Source organism: Romboutsia sp. 1001713B170131_170501_G6, from assembly GCF_015668195.1.
GTDB lineage: Bacteria > Bacillota > Clostridia > Peptostreptococcales > Peptostreptococcaceae > Romboutsia_C.
On the sequence record NZ_JADPFC010000001.1, the window covers coordinates 15,605 to 32,742 of the forward strand.

General features: G+C 30.2%; 13 protein-coding genes. 10 read left to right on the plus strand and 3 right to left on the minus strand.

Translation table 11 applies throughout. The annotated features are described in order from the left end of the window. Positions 1-54 precede the first annotated feature (54 nt). Positions 55-1,269 (plus strand): metallophosphoesterase family protein, encoded by a 1,215-nt coding sequence (locus I4U89_RS00060; protein WP_195937671.1) that lies wholly within the window; start codon positions 55-57, stop codon positions 1,267-1,269. Then, the gene (locus I4U89_RS00065) at positions 1,256-4,783 is read left to right on the plus strand and encodes an AAA family ATPase (protein ID WP_195937672.1); all 3,528 of its coding nucleotides are present in this window, start codon (positions 1,256-1,258) and stop codon (positions 4,781-4,783) included. Before I4U89_RS00060 ends, I4U89_RS00065 begins: the two co-directional genes overlap by 14 nt. A 333-nt stretch (positions 4,784-5,116) precedes the next feature. Here the strand turns inward: I4U89_RS00065 and I4U89_RS00070 are convergent, their stop codons facing one another. Further along, positions 5,117-5,791 (minus strand): NAD(P)/FAD-dependent oxidoreductase, encoded by a 675-nt coding sequence (locus I4U89_RS00070; RefSeq protein WP_195937673.1) that lies wholly within the window; start codon positions 5,789-5,791, stop codon positions 5,117-5,119. Positions 5,792-5,990: 199 nt separating this feature from the next. On the opposite strand from I4U89_RS00070, the gene I4U89_RS00075 reads away from it, so the two are divergent. From I4U89_RS00075 to I4U89_RS00095, 5 genes are all read left to right on the plus strand, one after another. Further along, positions 5,991-7,244 (plus strand): HlyC/CorC family transporter, encoded by a 1,254-nt coding sequence (locus I4U89_RS00075; RefSeq protein WP_195937674.1) that lies wholly within the window; start codon positions 5,991-5,993, stop codon positions 7,242-7,244. Between the two features lie 121 nt (positions 7,245-7,365). Continuing rightward, a complete protein-coding gene (gene ytvI, locus I4U89_RS00080; RefSeq protein ID WP_195937675.1) occupies positions 7,366-8,418 on the plus strand; it encodes a sporulation integral membrane protein YtvI in 1,053 nt (350 codons plus the stop codon). A 77-nt stretch (positions 8,419-8,495) separates the two neighbouring features. Continuing rightward, a complete protein-coding gene (gene pepT / locus I4U89_RS00085; RefSeq protein ID WP_195937676.1) occupies positions 8,496-9,719 on the plus strand; it encodes a peptidase T in 1,224 nt (407 codons plus the stop codon). 158 nt (positions 9,720-9,877) lie between these two features. Continuing rightward, complete coding sequence (locus I4U89_RS00090; protein WP_195937677.1) at positions 9,878-12,763, plus strand: peptidoglycan-binding protein; 2,886 nt, start codon at positions 9,878-9,880, stop codon at positions 12,761-12,763. Positions 12,764-12,836: 73 nt separating this feature from the next. Beyond that, positions 12,837-13,025 carry a hypothetical protein gene (locus I4U89_RS00095; RefSeq protein WP_195937678.1) on the plus strand — a complete coding sequence of 63 codons (189 nt, stop codon included), beginning with the start codon at positions 12,837-12,839 and terminating at the stop codon, positions 13,023-13,025. A gap of 44 nt (positions 13,026-13,069) precedes the next feature. On the opposite strand, the gene yfcE is transcribed toward I4U89_RS00095, so the two are convergent. Further along, a complete protein-coding gene (gene yfcE / locus I4U89_RS00100; protein WP_195937679.1) occupies positions 13,070-13,630 on the minus strand; it encodes a phosphodiesterase in 561 nt (186 codons plus the stop codon). 22 nt (positions 13,631-13,652) lie between these two features. After that, entirely contained in the window at positions 13,653-14,453 is an 801-nt protein-coding gene (locus I4U89_RS00105; RefSeq protein ID WP_195937680.1) for an NAD(+)/NADH kinase, read from the minus strand. Between the two features lie 279 nt (positions 14,454-14,732). On the opposite strand from I4U89_RS00105, the gene I4U89_RS00110 reads away from it, so the two are divergent. The 3 genes from I4U89_RS00110 to I4U89_RS00120 all read left to right on the plus strand — a co-directional run bounded on the left by I4U89_RS00110 (position 14,733) and on the right by I4U89_RS00120 (position 17,129). Continuing rightward, positions 14,733-15,635, plus strand: a complete 903-nt coding sequence (locus I4U89_RS00110; protein ID WP_195937681.1) for an RluA family pseudouridine synthase — start codon at positions 14,733-14,735, stop codon at positions 15,633-15,635. A gap of 23 nt (positions 15,636-15,658) precedes the next feature. Further along, complete coding sequence (locus tag I4U89_RS00115) at positions 15,659-16,663, plus strand: nucleoid-associated protein (protein ID WP_195939153.1); 1,005 nt, start codon at positions 15,659-15,661, stop codon at positions 16,661-16,663. A 238-nt stretch (positions 16,664-16,901) separates the two neighbouring features. Continuing rightward, on the plus strand, positions 16,902-17,129 hold the full coding sequence (locus tag I4U89_RS00120; RefSeq protein WP_195937682.1) for a hypothetical protein: 228 nt from the start codon (positions 16,902-16,904) through the stop codon (positions 17,127-17,129). Positions 17,130-17,138: the final 9 nt, after the last annotated feature.

The window sequence follows — 17,138 nt, forward strand, 5'->3', positions numbered from 1 at the left end:
TTATAATCAAACTATTAAAATATATAAGTAAATCATATTATTTAGGAGGATAAAATGAGATTTATTCATACATCAGATTGGCATCTAGGAAAAAGCTTAGAAGGTCACTCAAGATTAGAAGAACAAACCAAATTCTGTGAAGAATTTATACAGATAGTGGATGATAATAATATAGATATGGTTATAATAGCAGGAGATATATATGACACATCAAATCCACCAGCACAAGCTGAAAAATTATTCTATAAAACAATATCAAGATTATCTGACAATGGAAAAAGATGTGTATTAATAATAAGTGGCAATCATGATAATCCTGAAAGATTACAAGCATCAAGTCCTCTTGCACATGAGCAGGGGATAATAATACTTGGAAATCCCCTAAGCAAAACAGAAGTATCAAAGTATAAAAACTTTGAGATATTAGAAGCGAAAGAGGGATGTATAAAACTTAATATAAATAATGAGAAAGTTGTTGTTATAACTCTACCATATCCAAGTGAAAAGAGACTTAATGAAGTAATACTTCAAAATGATGAAGATAAAGAAAGGCAAATAACATATTCTCAAAGAGTTGGTGAGTTATTTAAAGAATTAGAAGAAAATTTTGAAGATGATTCAATAAATTTAGCGGTATCTCACCTTTTTGTTGTTGGTGGAGAAGAAACAGAATCTGAAAGGCCAATACAGCTTGGAGGGAGTTTATTAGTAGAGAAAAAAGACTTACCTCAAAAGGCTGATTATATAGCCTTAGGACATTTACATAAAATGCAAAAATCATCACAAAGATTAAATGCATACTACTCAGGATCTCCTATACAATATAGCAAAGATGAAAGATCATATACTAAAGGATGTTATATAGTTGATATAAATAAATACAAAGAAATAACTATAGAAAAAAAATACTTTAAAAACTATAAACCTATAGAAGTATTTAAATGTAATGGAATAGAAGAAGCATTAGAAGTATGCGAAAAAAACAAAGATAGAGATATATGGTCTTATTTTGAAATAAAAACAGATGAAGTTATATCACAGTCTAACATAAAAAAAATGAAAGACACATTAAAAGATATAATAGAAATAAAACCAATAATAGCATCAAAAGAATGTAATGAAGAAATAGACGTAAAAGAAAAATCTATGGGAGAATTATTCAAGGAATTCTATGAATTTAGTAGAGGGGTAGAACCTAAAGGAGAGCTTATGGATTTATTCTTAGATATAATAAATGAAGAAGGTGAAGTTAAAGATGAGACCTATTAAATTAGAGTTAAGTGGTTTAAATAGTTATATAGATAAATCAGTTATAGATTTTGAAAAACTAACTGATAGAGGTTTATTTGGGATTTTTGGGAAGACTGGAAGTGGTAAGTCAACTATATTAGATGCAATGACAATAGCTATGTATGGAAGTATACCTAGAAATACTAAAGAATTTATAAATAGTAGCTGTGATAAAGCAATAATATCTTATGAATTTGAAATAGGAAGTAAAAATACAAAGAGAAGATATAAAGTAGATAGAACTATAGTTAGAACTAATACAGGTACTAAAACTTCATATGCAAGATTAATAGAGATGTATAAGGATGAAAGTGAAAAAGTATTAGCGGATAAAGTTGGAGAAGTAAATAATAAAATCGCTGAAATTGTAGGCTTAACAGCTAATGATTTTATGAGATCAGTAGTACTTCCACAAGGTAAGTTTAATGATTTCTTAAAGCTAGCAGGTGCAGATAGAAGGGACATGCTAGAGAGAATATTTAATCTTGAAAAATACGGAAGAGGATTAATAGATAAAGTCAAGAAAAGAAAAAACGTACAACAACAAGCTTTAAGAGATATAAATTCTAAGCTAAGTCAATATGATACTGTAAGTGAAGAAGTATATAATCAAGTACAAAAAGAGTTAGAAGAATTAAGATCATTAGAAATTAGTAAAAATAAAGATTTTGAAATAAATCAAAATAAGTATAAAGAAGTTGAAGAAATACATGAAAAACAAGTAAAGTTAGAAAACTACAACAAAAGAAAATATGAATTAGATTTAAAACAGGAAGATATATCAAAAAAGGGAAGACAACTTGAAGATGCATTAAATGCAGATAAGATTAATCCATACATAAATGCTGTATTAGAACTTGAGAAAAAAGTTAATGAAGATAGCTTAGAAAGTCAAAATTTAGAAAAGAAACTAGAATTATTAAATAAAGAACTACTTATAACTAAAGCAAATTACGAGGAGGCATATAAAAATAAAAATGAAAATATGCCAAAATTATCTGAAGATAGGCTAAAACTTCAAAATGCAATAGAGTTAGAAGTGGAGTTAGTTGGTTTAGATTCTGAATTAAAAGATATAAAAGGCAGGGGAATAGGTTTAAATCAAGAAAAAGAAATACTTATAAAATCAAAAGAAGAATTAGAAAGTAAGAAAGAGATAGTAATAAATAACTTAAAAAGCTTAGAAGATAAAATAAGTGAAATAAAAATAAGTGCTGATCTAAAGCAGAAAATATTCTTAGCCTATGAGTATGAAAAAGAATATAATAAGCTTTCAGAAAGTAAGACTATTAAAAATAATAGATTGAATGAAATAAATAAAAATCTAGATGAGATAAACTTAAAGTTAAGATATATTCAAAGAGATAAAGACTCTGTAGTAAAAAAACTAACTGAATTAGAAGAACATTATGAGGTTTTAATTAAAAAATCTCCAGGAACTAATGAAGAGATAGTTAATAAGACTGAATATATAGCAAACCTAAGAGTAAAAGCAGAAGCTATTAAAGAAAATGAAATTAAAAAAGAAGATTTACACAATAGCCTAAATAAAATACTAGAAAATAGACATCAGATAGAAAGAGAACTACATACTTTAAACGATAAACTAGAAGTTAATAATACCAATATAAATTATCTAGAAAAAGAATTAGAAAAACTAAAGTATTTAAACTTAGCAACAGAACTTAGAAAAGAATTAAAGGAAAATTCTCCATGTCCAGTATGTGGATCTAGAAATCATGAAAATGTAGATGATACAAACTACAATGAAAATATAGAATTTACTAAGTCAAAAATAGAAAAATTAAAAGAAGATGAGTCTAACATAAAAGTAAAAATTGAAGAACTCAACAGAAAAAATAGTGAGTGTATATCAGTAGAAAAAATAATATTAAAGGAATTAGAAGAGGTAAAATCTAAAATAGGAGATTTAAGTTCTAATGAGCTAGTAAAGAAGGTAGAAGAAGAGTCTAAAAGACTAGATATATTAAAAGTTAATCTACAAAATTGGAATAAGGATAAAGAGGAAAGTGAAAGTAGTATAAGTAAGGCCAGAGAAGAAAAAAACAAAATTGAAAAGGATGAACTAATACTACAAGAGAGTATAAATTCTTATAAGAAAAACATAATTGAATTAAAAGAAGAACTAATAGCAATTGAAGAAAACTATAAAAAAACAAAAGAAAACTATTTAACGCTAAAAGCAATAACTAAAACACAAGATTTAGAATTGAAAGTCGAAGAAATAAATAATAATGAAAAAATATTAGAAGATTTAAATAATGAATACTTAAAAATATCTAAGTCAAAAGAAGCAATGGAAAAAGATGTAGTAAATTATCAAAATAATCTACATAAAATAGAGTTAGATTTAATTCAAGCCAGAGAAATTTATTCTGAAAAGAAAAAAGTGAGAGATGGAAAATATAATGAAATAATAGCAACGACAAAAGGTGAATCGCCAAAATTATTATTAGAGAATTTAGAAAATAATATAAATAGGCTTATATCTCAAGAAGAAATGATAAAGGATAAATTAGAAACTCAAAGGTTAGAATTTGAAAAAACTACATCTGATAAATCAAATATAGATGGAAGACTAAGGATAGCAAAAGAACAGTATAAAATACAAACAGACACTTTAAATAAGTCATTAGAGGAGTATAAATTTGAAAACATATATGAAGTAAAAAGATCATTATTAGATAAGGAATACTTAAAAAAATTACATGATGAGATAACACAATATGAGGAAGAGCAAAAGGTATTAGGTATAAAGATAAATGATCTAGTTAAATCAATAGGTGATAGAAGAATAAATGAAAATGACTTTAATGAATTAAAAGATAATATTGATAACTTAAAAATAGAAATTGGTAGGATATCTCAAGATATAGGATCAAAGCAAACTATACTAAGTACTTTAAAAGAATCTTTAGACAAGATAAAAGATTTAAATAAAGAGCTAAAGGTAGTTCAACATAAAGTGGATTTATTAGATGATCTAGATAAGATTGTTCAAGGGAATAGATTTGTTGAGTATGTTGCTACTAATCAGTTAAAGTATATAGCACTTGAAGCGTCTAATAGATTAGAGTCTATAACTAAGGGTAGATATGCATTAGAAATAGATTCAACATTAAACTTTGTAATGAGAGATAACTTTAATGGTGGGCAAAGAAGAAGTGTAGATACTTTATCTGGAGGAGAAACATTCTTAACATCACTAGCATTAGCATTAGCATTATCATCTCAGATACAATTAAAGGGAAGTGCTCCCCTTGAATTTTTCTTCTTAGATGAAGGATTTGGATCTTTAGATAGTGAATTATTAGAAACTGTTATAGAATCACTGGAAAGGCTACATCATGATAAACTTAGTGTTGGAATTATAACTCACGTTGAAGAGTTAAAAAATAGAGTGCCAATTAAACTAATAGTATCTCCTAGTGAAGTTGGACAAGGATCTAAAGTAAAAATAGAATATAGTTAAAAAAATTGGTGACTACAGGGGGAGTATGTAGTCACCATATAAATATATATACTTATTAGGGGGAGAGATATATAATTTCCGCTCTCATTTATAAGTATTGACAAATTTTAAATTTATATTCAAAAAAATAAAAAATAACCACCTAACCAGGGGGGGGATTAGGTGGTTTAAAGAATATTTGGGGGAAAGAATTTTTTTTTATATCCGATCACTAAATTAGAATATTAACAGGAGTTTTGATATTTATAGTGTAAGAGAAACTTTTTAATTTCTCTTACACTATAGTATATGCAAAAATTTTAAAATGTGACATAAAAGTATAAAAATATGTACTTAACTTAGATATTTGTCTAAATTTAGCAAAGATTTAAATTCATCAAAACCAATTTTATCAATAAATGAACCTAGTCTCTGCTTTCCTTGGGCATTATTTTTATAGACATTAACTATTTCATCTACTAGTTCTAATGCATTTTCTTCACTTAAATTCATTAAAAGCTTGTTTCCAAGTCTAGGCATAGTACCACCTTTTCCTCCAACAAAAACAGTCCATCCTTTTGGGGTACCCATAAGACCTATATCCCTAGTATGGTTATCGGCACAGCTATTAGGACAACCACTCACACCTATTTTGAGTTTATTTGGTAGATCCATACCATGATATCTATCATCAAGTTTTAAACCAAGAGATACTGAATCAGAGAATCCTCTTTTGCAAAATGTTGTTCCAGGACATGTTTTTATACTTCTAACACAAAGACCTATAGCAGCTCCAGGCTTCATACCTAAGTCATTCCAAGCGTTGTCAATGTCTTCTTCCTTAAATCCAACTAATGCTATACGTTGAGCTGCCGTAATTTTTATGGCAGATATATTGTATTTATCTGCTACGTCAGCAAGTTTTCTAAGTTGATCTGAAGTAATAATGCCAGCAGGTACATGAGGAGCTATGGCATAAGTTTCTTTATCTCTTTGAAGTACTGCACCTTTTTCTAGTAAATCTTTCATTTTTTTACCTCCTTTTTAAATTTAATACTATTATATGGATATAAAAAAAAATTATAATGCAAATGTATTTTAATAGTATTGGAAATGATAGATAATATAGATTGTATCTAAATTAATAAATTTCCAAATAAGGGCAAGTATGTTATAATATATTAACATATAAAAAGAAATTTAAAAGAAATTAGGAGTGTGGTTTAGGTTGGAATCGACCGGTATATTGATTCAGATTATTGTATTAGTGATATTACTTATAGGATCAGGATTTTTCTCAGCATCTGAGACTGCATTAATGTCACTTAGTAAAATAAGAATAAGACATATGAAAGAAGAAGGGGTTAAGGGCGCAAAGCTAGTAAGTAACTTAATAGAAGAGCCAAATAAACTATTAAGTTCTATCTTAATAGGAAATAACGTTGTTAATATAGCAGCAACTTCTATATCAACATCACTATTTATTACATTACTTAAAGGGCCGGAAGCAGTACCATTGGCAACTGCTGTTATGACTGTGTTAGTATTAATATTTGGAGAAATAACTCCAAAAACTATAGCAGCAAATAGTTCAGAAAAAGTGGCTATATTTGTTTCTAAGCCAATAAAGGTAATAATATTTATATTAACTCCAGTAGTATGGGTACTTAATATAGTAACAAATTTAATATTTAAGTTATTTGGAATAAAAACAAAAGGGAATGAACCATATATAACAGAAGAAGAATTAAAAACTATGGTTAATGTAGGACATGAAGAAGGTGTCCTAGAAATAGAAGAAAGAGAAATTATAAACAATGTATTTCAGTTTGGAGATATGCAAGCTAAAGAAGCTATGGTACAAAGGTTAGATATTATAGCCATAGATGCTGAAGATTCATATGAAGAAATAATACAGCAATTTAAAGAAGAGAAGTTAAGTAGAATGCCAGTATACAATGAATCTATAGATGATATCATAGGTGTGCTTAATATAAAGGATATAATATTCTTAAGTGATGAAGAGATAGCAAATTTTGATATAAGAGTATATGTAAGGGAAGCATTCTTTACATATGAATTTAAGAAAATCACTCAACTTTTAGAAGAGATGAAAAAAGAAAAAATACAAATGGCTATCGTTGTTGATGAGTATGGAGGAACTGCAGGTATAATAACTGTAGAAGATTTAGTAGAAGTAATCGTTGGAGATATAGATGACGAGTATGATGAAGAAGATGAAGATATAATAGTAGTTAAAGAAGATGAATATATCGTAGATGGGGGACTTAAAATAAGTGATGTCAATGAACTTATTGGAGTTAGATTAGAGTCTGAAGAATTCGATTCTATAGGAGGATACATCATAGGTTATTTAAGAAGACTTCCAGAAGAAAATGAAGTTATAGAAGTAGATAATATAAGATTCTGTATAGAAAGTTTAGATAAAAATAGAATAAAGAAAATAAGAATATACACATAAAACACTACAATATTGTAGTGTTTTTTTGTTTTATTTAAAATCTATATAAATTATATAAATTAATTTTAATAGTAAAGATATTTGTTAATAATTAATAATATATTATAAGGGAAGTGATCAGATGAATGTGATAGATAATAAATTCATAAAAGTATTAAAGAAAAACATGATATTTATATTAGTATATACAACAGTATTTATTTTGATTTATAAGACATTTCATTATATATCACCATTTTTAGTAGGAGGCATTATTGCATTTTTGATAAATCCTATATCAGAAAAATTAAGATATAAGTTCAATATAAATAAAGGGATATCAACTTTAGTATTAAGTTTTATTGCAGTTATAATATTTGTAGTATTAGCTGGATTATTAATAATGGCGGGAATAGATAGTTTATTAGAGTTTGTAAATAATACTGTAAATAATTATGATTACATAAGTGACTTTATTTCAAACATAGCAATTAAACTAAATTTATATTTAGAGCAACTTGAGAACATACCAAGCATAAATATAGAGTTTTTAATGCAAAAATATAGCACCAATATAGTAAGTATAGCAAAACGATTATTAGAAAGTTTCGTAAATTTTTTAGGATCAATTCCGTATATATCTATATTTATTATAACCTTATTCATATCTACATATTTTATAGCAAAAGACATAGATAAAATAGAATATAGTTTTTACAATATGTTCTCTGAGCCAACAAAGACTAAAGTTAAGAATATAAAAAGAGAAATAATGAAATCAATATTAGGATATATAAAAGCTTATGCCATATTAATGGGAATAACTTTCATAGTAACTTGGCTAAGCCTTAGAATATTTGATATACCATATTCTATGACTTTAGGTATTATAGCAGGTTTATTAGATTTAATACCTTTTTTAGGGATAGTAGTAATATATTTACCTTTTATACTTTATTACTTTATAGTAAAAAACTATCTTATATCAATAACTTTTATAGTTGTATTTGCATTACTATCATTGTTAAGACAGGTTTTAGAGCCTAAATTAGTGTCTACCAATATAGGCATAAGTCCATTATCTACATTAGCAGCCATATTCATAGGTATACAAGTAAAAGGAATGATCGGAATAGTATTTTTTTTAGGCCTTACAATAATGCACCAAATATTAAAAAAGGTAGATATACTTTAGTAAGATTTTGTAATATAATAGAAATATAAGGGATATATTACTTAACAATTATTAGACCAAAGAAAGAAGGTATAACCATGAAAAATAAAGTAGTAGAAAGATTCTTAAAGTATGTGACATTTGATACAACTGCAGATCCTAAGAATGCAAATTGTCCATCTAGCGAAGGACAAAGAGTTTTTGCAAACTACTTAGTAGAAGAACTAAAATCATTAGGATTAGAAGATGCTAATGTTGATAAAAATAGTTACGTTATGGCAACTTTAAAAGGAAATACAGAAGGTGTTGATACAATAGGATTTATATCTCACTTAGATACAGCTCCTGACATAACTGGGAAAAACGTTAAACCAAGAATAATAGAAAATTATGATGGAAAAGATATAGTGCTAAATAGAGAATTAAATATAGTTACAAAAGTATCTGATTACCCAGAATTAAAAGGCCTAGTTGGAGAAGACTTAATAGTTACAGATGGTACTACACTACTTGGTGCAGATGATAAAGCTGGTATAGCAGAAATAATAACAGCAATAGAATATTTAGTAAATAACCCTGAAATAAAGCATGGAGATATAAAAGTAGGATTTACTCCTGATGAAGAAGTAGGAAGAGGAGCAGATTTATTTGATGTTCAAAAATTTGGTGCAAAATATGCATATACAATAGATGGTGGTATAGAAGGTGAACTTCAATATGAAAACTTTAATGCCGCTGGAGCTACAATATCTATACAAGGAAGAAACGTACATCCAGGTGCATCAAAAAATAAAATGGTAAACGCATTACATATAGCAGCTGAGATATCTGAAATGTTCCCAGCTAGCGAAAGACCAGAAACTACAGAAGGATATGAAGGATTCTACCACTTAAATGATTTAAATGGTAATGTAGAAAATGCTAGTATGGTTTATATAATAAGAGATCATGATAAAGAAAAGTTTGAAGCTAGAAAAGCTCATATGCAAGATGTAGTAAATAAATTAAACGAAAAATATGATGGAAGAATAACATTAGATTTAAAAGACCAATACTTTAACATGAAAGAAAAAGTAGAACCTGTTAAGTTTATAGTTGATATAGCAGAGGAAGCTATGAATGAGGTTGGAATAACTCCTAAAATAGTACCAGTTAGAGGAGGTACAGATGGGGCTAGATTATCATTTATGGGTCTTCCTTGTCCAAATATATTTACAGGTGGTTTAAACTTCCATGGAAAGAATGAATGTATACCAGTAGGATCTATGGAGAAAAGTGTAAATCTTATAGTAAAAATAGCAGAAAAATATGCTCAAAAATAGATAAAATAATAAAAGGCTATCTTCTTATTTAGGAGATAGCCTTTTATTATTTTATAAGTTTATTTGTATAAATATGTAACAATTCCGTATAAAAAGAATATATTTTTAGTAAGTAGAAAATAATCTACTAACCTAAAAATACAAGGAGAGGAATTATAATGCCGAAAAATAGAATAGATATAGATAGAGAAAAAAGAAGAATAAATAGGGAAGAAAGAAGAAGAAATAGAGAAATAAGAAGAGGAATGCGTGAGTGCGAAGATTCATGTGTAAATGAAGATCCAAATTCAGATCCAGATCCACAAGTAGATACAAATGTAACAGCGGATGCAAATGCAGAAGCAAATGCAGATGCAACGTCAGAATCTAATGCAGAATCAACAGCAGATGTAGACGCAAATGCAGACTTAGATGCGAATGCAGATTTAGATACAACAGTAGACGCAAATGCAGACTTAGATGCGAACGCAGATTTAGATACAACAGTAGACGCAAATGCAGACCTAGATGCGAATGCGGATTTAGATACAACAGTAGATGCAGCAGTAGACGCAAATGCAGACCTAGATGCGAATGCGGATTTAGATACAACAGTAGATGCAGCAGTAGACGCAAATGCAGACCTAGATGCGAATGCAGATTTAGATACAACAGTAGACGCAGCAGTAGATGCAAATGCAGACTTAGATGCAACATCAGATTCAGACTCAACAGCAGATACAGATTCAACATCAACATCTGATGCGGATGCAACAGCAGATGCAGATGCAACAGCAGACGCAGACTCAACAGCGGATGCAGATGCAACATCTGATTCAACAGCAGATGCAGATGCAACAGCAGACGCAGACTCAACATCAGACGCAGATGCAACATCTGATTCAACATCAGACTCAGATGCAACAGCAGACGCAGATGCAACATCTGATGCAACAGCAGATGCAGATGCAACATCTGAATCGACAGCAGATGCAGACTCAACAGCGGACGCAGATGCAACATCTGATTCGACATCAGATTCAGATGCAACAGCAGATGCGGACTCAACAGCAGATGCAGACTCAACAGCAGATGCAGATGCAACATCTGATTCAACATCAGATTCAGATGCAACAGCAGACGCAGACTCAACAGCAGATGCAGATGCAACATCTGATTCAACATCAGATTCAGATGCAACAGCAGACGCGGACTCAACAGCGGATGCAGATGCAACATCTGAATCGACATCAGACTCAGATGCAACAGCAGACGCAGACTCAACAGCAGATGCAGATGCAACATCTGAATCGACATCAGACTCAGATGCAACAGCAGATGCCGATGCAACATCTGATTCAACAGCAGATGCAGATTCAACAGCAGACGCGGACTCAACAGCGGATGCAGATTCAACAGCAGATGCAGATTCAACAGCAGATGCAGATTCAACAGCAGATGCAGATTCAACAGCAGATGCGGACTCAACAGCAGATGCGGACTCAACAGCAGACGCAGATGCAACATCTGATTCAACAGCAGACGCAGATGCAACAGCAGATGCAGATTCAACAGCAGATGCAACATCTGATTCAACATCAGATTCAGATGCAACAGCAGACGCGGATTCAACAGCGGATGCAGACTCAACAGCGGATGCAGATTCAACAGCAGATGCAACATCTGATTCAACATCAGATGCAGATTCAACAGCCGATGCGGACTCAACAGCAGATGCGGACTCAACAGCAGACGCAGATTCAACAGCAGATGCAACATCTGAATCGACATCAGATGCAGATGCAACAGCAGACGCAGATTCAACAGCAGATGCAACATCTGATTCAACATCAGATTCAGATGCAACAGCAGACGCGGATTCAACAGCGGATGCAGACTCAACAGCCGATGCAGATTCAACAGCAGACGCAACATCTGATTCAACAGCCGATGCAGATTCAACAGCGGATGCAGATTCAACAGCAGACGCAGATTCAACAGCCGATGCAGATTCAACAGCGGATGCAACATCTGATTCAACATCAGATTCAGATGCAACAGCAGACGCAGATTCAACAGCAGATGCAACATCTGATTCAACATCAGATTCAGATGCAACAGCAGACGCAGACTCAACAGCGGATGCAGATTCAACAGCGGATGCAGACTCAACAGCAGATGCGGACTCAACAGCGGATGCAGACTCAACAGCCGATGCAACATCTGATTCGACATCAGATGCAGATTCAACAGCAGATGCAGACTCAACAGCAGATGCAGATTCAACAGCGGATGCAGATTCAACAGCAGATGCAGACTCAACAGCAGATGCGGACTCAACAGCAGATGCAGATTCAACAGCGGATGCGGACTCAACAGCGGATGCAGATTCAACAGCGGATGCAGACTCAACAGCAGACGCAGATTCAACAGCGGATGCAACATCTGATTCAACATCAGATGCAGATTCAACAGCGGATGCAGACTCAACAGCAGATGCAGACTCAACAGCAGATGCGGACTCAACAGCGGATGCAGATTCAACAGCGGATGCAGACTCAACAGCAGACGCAGATTCAACAGCGGATGCAACATCTGATTCAACATCAGATGCAGATTCAACAGCGGATGCAGACTCAACAGCAGATGCAGACTCAACAGCAGATGCGGACTCAACAGCGGATGCAGATTCAACAGCGGATGCAGACTCAACAGCAGACGCAGATTCAACAGCGGATGCAACATCTGATTCAACATCAGATTCAGATGCAACAGCAGACGCAGATTCAACAGCGGATGCGGATTCAACATCTGATGCAAGTGCAGATGTAGATTCAACAGCAGATGCAAGTGCAGATGTAGATTCAACATCAGAATCTAGTGCAAATAATCAATCAAATGCAAACAATAATATAGGACCAATAACTGTTCACACACCTATAAATATATATGTTACTTGTGGATGTTGTGGTAAAAAACATAAATTTGAACATGACGAAATAAATTGCAACAATGACAATTGCGATGATAATAATTGTGATAATGACAATGATAATTGTTGTTAAGACTAGCAAGAAAACAGGAAAATATAATTATTAAAAAATAAGGAGTATATGGGATATGAATTTTGGAAAAAAAATGCAGAGTAGTAAAAGCTCACATAATAGTAAACATGATAGTCAGCACGATAACAAACACGATAGTAAACATGATACCAAACACGATAGTCAGCATGATAACAAGCATGTAAGTAAGAGTGAACCAGTAAAAAATAGTAAAAAAGTGAGTGATTCTAAAACAGTTAAAAAAAGTGGAGACGATGAATAAAAGGTAGGTATAAATAGAGGAGAGGCTAAAATAACCTCTCCCTTTTAATTTATATGTATTACGTCACCGCTATTTATATCTAGTAAGTTAAATTCCATATTAACTTCATCTTCACTTTGATTTATATCTATAATAGCGACTGAATGAGTACCATCTTTAGGAATCGATGTACTTCCAGGATTTAAGACTATTAAATTTTCATCTACATAAAGTTCTTTAACATGAGTATGTCCAAGAATAAGTATATCTCCACCCATATTTTTAGCATCTTGTATAGTATCTTCTTTAGATTTAGTATATCCATGAGTCATTATTATTCTAGTTTCACCAAATTGATTCATAACATAAGGACTTTGTATAGGATGTTTTATAACCATTTGGTCAACATCAGCATCACAATTTCCTCTAGCTATAATTATATTATTAAGTTCGTTAATTTTAGATATTACTCCTTTTGGATTATAACCTTCTGGAATATCATTTCTAGGTCCATGGTATAGAATATCACCACCATGTAAAATTACATCACACTCAGATAATATATCTAGTGCTTTTTCAAAATAAAGTAAACTTCCATGAGTATCGCTCATAACACCTATTTTCATTTTGTTTCCTCCTTAGTTAAGATTATAAGAATTTTTCAGAAACCCTACTCCAAAATTCATAGTTTGACATTCTAAGTAATTTTATTTTAACATCAGACATAAAAGTTTTAATACTAGAAATATGATTATATTTATGCTCGACTCCATCTATTACTATTATAATTGAATTTTCAAATCTGTATTCAGGAGTAATATTTATTACAGAATCATTAGAACATATAATACTAGAAGTAAAACTTCTATAAGCATTTGTATTTATAGGATAAAGTGGAGTAAGCTGCATTAAGCTTATACTTGGATCAACAATACTACCTCCTGCTGCATAGTTGTAGGCTGTTGAACCTGTAGGAGTTGATATAATCATCCCATCTCCACTAAATTTTTGTATATGTCTATCATTTATATTTAAGTCAATATGTATAATCCTAGATTTATCTCCTTTTACAACAACTTCATTTATAGCAAATATATCATTACAATGTTTGTCGCTACATATACTAGCACCAAGAAGAGGTATATCTTGTATCACATAATCCTCATTTATGTATGATGTTATAAAACTATCAATATCATCTGGAGAAATATCTGGGAAAAAACCAAGATGTCCTGTATTTATCCCTACTACTGGAACCTCAGGGAAATTAAAATCGTGAACAGTCTTTAAAAAAGATCCATCACCACCAATTGATATAACCAGTTCTGTATCTGGATGGAAATAATCGATTACTTCAAATCCAGCAGAAATCAGTTTGTTAGATAATAAGTTTTTCGTTGCAATAGATTTTTTTAGTTCATTTGATTTTACAGTTATAATTTTTCTCATTTTTCCACCCCTCTACACTTTGTATTATAGCATAACTTATTAGGTTAAATTATAGTTAATTAAAAGTAGATAAATAAACTCTTTATACTCAAATGATTGATTATAGAGGTACATATATAAGATAATACATAAAGAAAGACTTAATGTACACTAAAAATAATTAAAGTTTAAAAGTTTATAAACAAATATAAGTAAGATATTAATAATAAAAGGTCTTATCTATTAATCTAAAATAGTATAAAATATATAATGTTATAAGAAAAGAAGGTAGGTGCAGACTTGTTTAAAAAGGAAGAACAAAGATATAATATTATATCTTATACGAGTGAAGAAGACTCAACGTTAAAAGAGATATTATTAGACAAATTAAATTTCTCTGTAAGATCCTTATCAAAGATGAAAAGAGAACAAAGTATGTTAGTAAACGGTGAATTTAAAAAACCTAGTACTAAAATTAAAAAAGGTGACTTAATAGAAGTGAAAATAGATGAAGATATGGCAAACTTTACACCACAAGATTTAAATTTAGACATATTGTATGATGACTTTGATATAATAATGGTTAACAAGCCACCGTTTATGGTAGTACATCCAACTAAAAGTCATAGTGAAGGTACAATAGCAAATGGAATAACTGATTATATAATCAAGAAAAATGAAAAAGTTAAAGTAAGGTTTGTAAATAGATTAGATATGAACACATCTGGGTTAGTTATAGTTGCTAAAAATGCTTATGCACATCATACTTTATCCTTAGATATGAGTAAAGATAAGGTTGAAAAAACTTATATAACTGTTGTAAAGGGAATAGTAAAAGAAGATTTTGGAACTATAAATCAGCCAATATATAGACCCACAGAAGATAGTATAAAAAGAGTTGTGGATGAAAGAGGACAGGAGTCTGTAACTCATTATAAAGTATTAGAAAGATTAAATGATGCTACAGTACTAGAAGTAAAGCTAGAAACAGGGAGAACACACCAAATAAGAGTTCATATGAACTATATAGGTCATGGGATAATAGGCGATGAGCTTTATGGATATGTAGATGAAAATCTTATAAATAGACAAGCATTACATGCATACAGCTTAAAATTTAATCAGCCTAGAACCAAAGAAGAGCTAGAGTTTAAGGCTAATTTACCAAAAGATATAGAAAACTTAATAAATAAGCTAAAATAACAAATATAATTAGAGGTGAGATGATGATAATTCATAAGTTTATAATACATGTATTAGATAAAAATAGTGATGTTCCAATACTAAATGACTATGAAGGAAAAATAAATCCTGAGGTAGATAAGTTTTTCCAAAAAATAATAAAAAGAGTAACTAAAGATGATGATCTAAGAAAAGGTATATTTAAGGATTATAATAATAATATAATAAAAAATTGTTGTGAGCAGATAATATATGATGAAAGTACTTTCTTAGAGAATTCTAAGGAAATAGCAGCATATTTATTTGATATAATGAAGATAAATTCAGAAATAGATTCATGTGATTTAGCAATATGTTTATATACAGTTAAGGATGAAAAATATGTAGCTATACTTAAGTTAGATTATAAAAAATTATACACTCATTCTATAGAATTTATAGATGATAAGTTTAATATACAAATGGTTGCAAATGAAATAGGCATACCAGAAACAGGAAGACAAAAGCAATGTGCAATCATAGGAACAAGTGGAATAAATGACGAGTTTCATTTAAGATTGTTAGATAAAGATGCAGAGAAGGAAGAAAGTGAATCAAAGTTCATTAAGGAATTCTTAAATGCAGAAAGAATTGATGATGATAAATATAAGACTAAGGTATTTAAAAAGTCAGCAGAAAATTGGATAACAAATGCATTAACAGAAAATATAAAACAGGCAGAAGATATGAGAAGTGTACTTAATTATACCTTAAAAGAAAAGAATGAAATAGATGTAAATGATTTTATAGAAAATAATATAAAAGATGATAATTTAAAAGAAAGTTTTAAAGAACATATGGAAGACAAAGGATTAGATGAAGGCTTCAATATAGATAAAACATGGGTTGAAAAAAAGCTTAAGAAAAGAAGTATAAAAACAGATAATGGATTTGATTTAAAAGGAAATTTAGAAGACTTTGAAGATCCGATGAAATACAGTGTAAAGCAAAATCCAGATGGAAGTATAGATATAACATTAAAAAATATTAGATTTTACGAAGAGAAGTAGTAAAAAGCACCAAAGACTTATAAAGCTTTGGTGCTTTTTGTATACAAATATTTTGTATTAAACTCAAAATACATATTTAATTTTTAGCGTAAAGTAATTTCAAGAAATTTAAGCATATTAAAAATAAGATTTTAATTAATAGGAGTAAATTTAAATTTTTAGTGTACATGCAATATATATTAGTGAAAGCCATATAAATATAATAGGACTAAAATTGTTACATATTAAGGGGGTAAATATGGAACAACTAAAAGGTATGTTAAGAGGGTTTGATTTTGTAGATGATAATCCAATGATATTTTTTTTGATAATAGGATTGGTTGTACTTTTTTTAATTAACTCAAATGGAAACTTAGATTGTTTTTTCGACCAAAATAATTCATTAGTTTGGATTATACTTTTAGTATTTTTAGTGTTTATGCTTGGAAGAAATGATGAATGCTGTGACGATGATTTTTGCTGTTAATAAGTTAAA

Coding starts and splice junctions, on each gene's coding strand:
- I4U89_RS00060 (WP_195937671.1), top strand. CDS start 55: ATGAGATTTATTCATACATCAGATTGGCATCTAGGAAAAAGCTTAGAA.
- I4U89_RS00065 (WP_195937672.1), top strand. CDS start 1,256: ATGAGACCTATTAAATTAGAGTTAAGTGGTTTAAATAGTTATATAGAT.
- I4U89_RS00070 (WP_195937673.1), bottom strand. CDS start 5,791: ATGAAAGATTTACTAGAAAAAGGTGCAGTACTTCAAAGAGATAAAGAA.
- ytvI (WP_195937675.1), top strand. CDS start 7,366: ATGAATGTGATAGATAATAAATTCATAAAAGTATTAAAGAAAAACATG.
- pepT (WP_195937676.1), top strand. CDS start 8,496: ATGAAAAATAAAGTAGTAGAAAGATTCTTAAAGTATGTGACATTTGAT.
- I4U89_RS00090 (WP_195937677.1), top strand. CDS start 9,878: ATGCCGAAAAATAGAATAGATATAGATAGAGAAAAAAGAAGAATAAAT.
- I4U89_RS00095 (WP_195937678.1), top strand. CDS start 12,837: ATGCAGAGTAGTAAAAGCTCACATAATAGTAAACATGATAGTCAGCAC.
- yfcE (WP_195937679.1), bottom strand. CDS start 13,630: ATGAAAATAGGTGTTATGAGCGATACTCATGGAAGTTTACTTTATTTT.
- I4U89_RS00105 (WP_195937680.1), bottom strand. CDS start 14,453: ATGAGAAAAATTATAACTGTAAAATCAAATGAACTAAAAAAATCTATT.
- I4U89_RS00115 (WP_195939153.1), top strand. CDS start 15,659: ATGATAATTCATAAGTTTATAATACATGTATTAGATAAAAATAGTGAT.
- I4U89_RS00120 (WP_195937682.1), top strand. CDS start 16,902: ATGGAACAACTAAAAGGTATGTTAAGAGGGTTTGATTTTGTAGATGAT.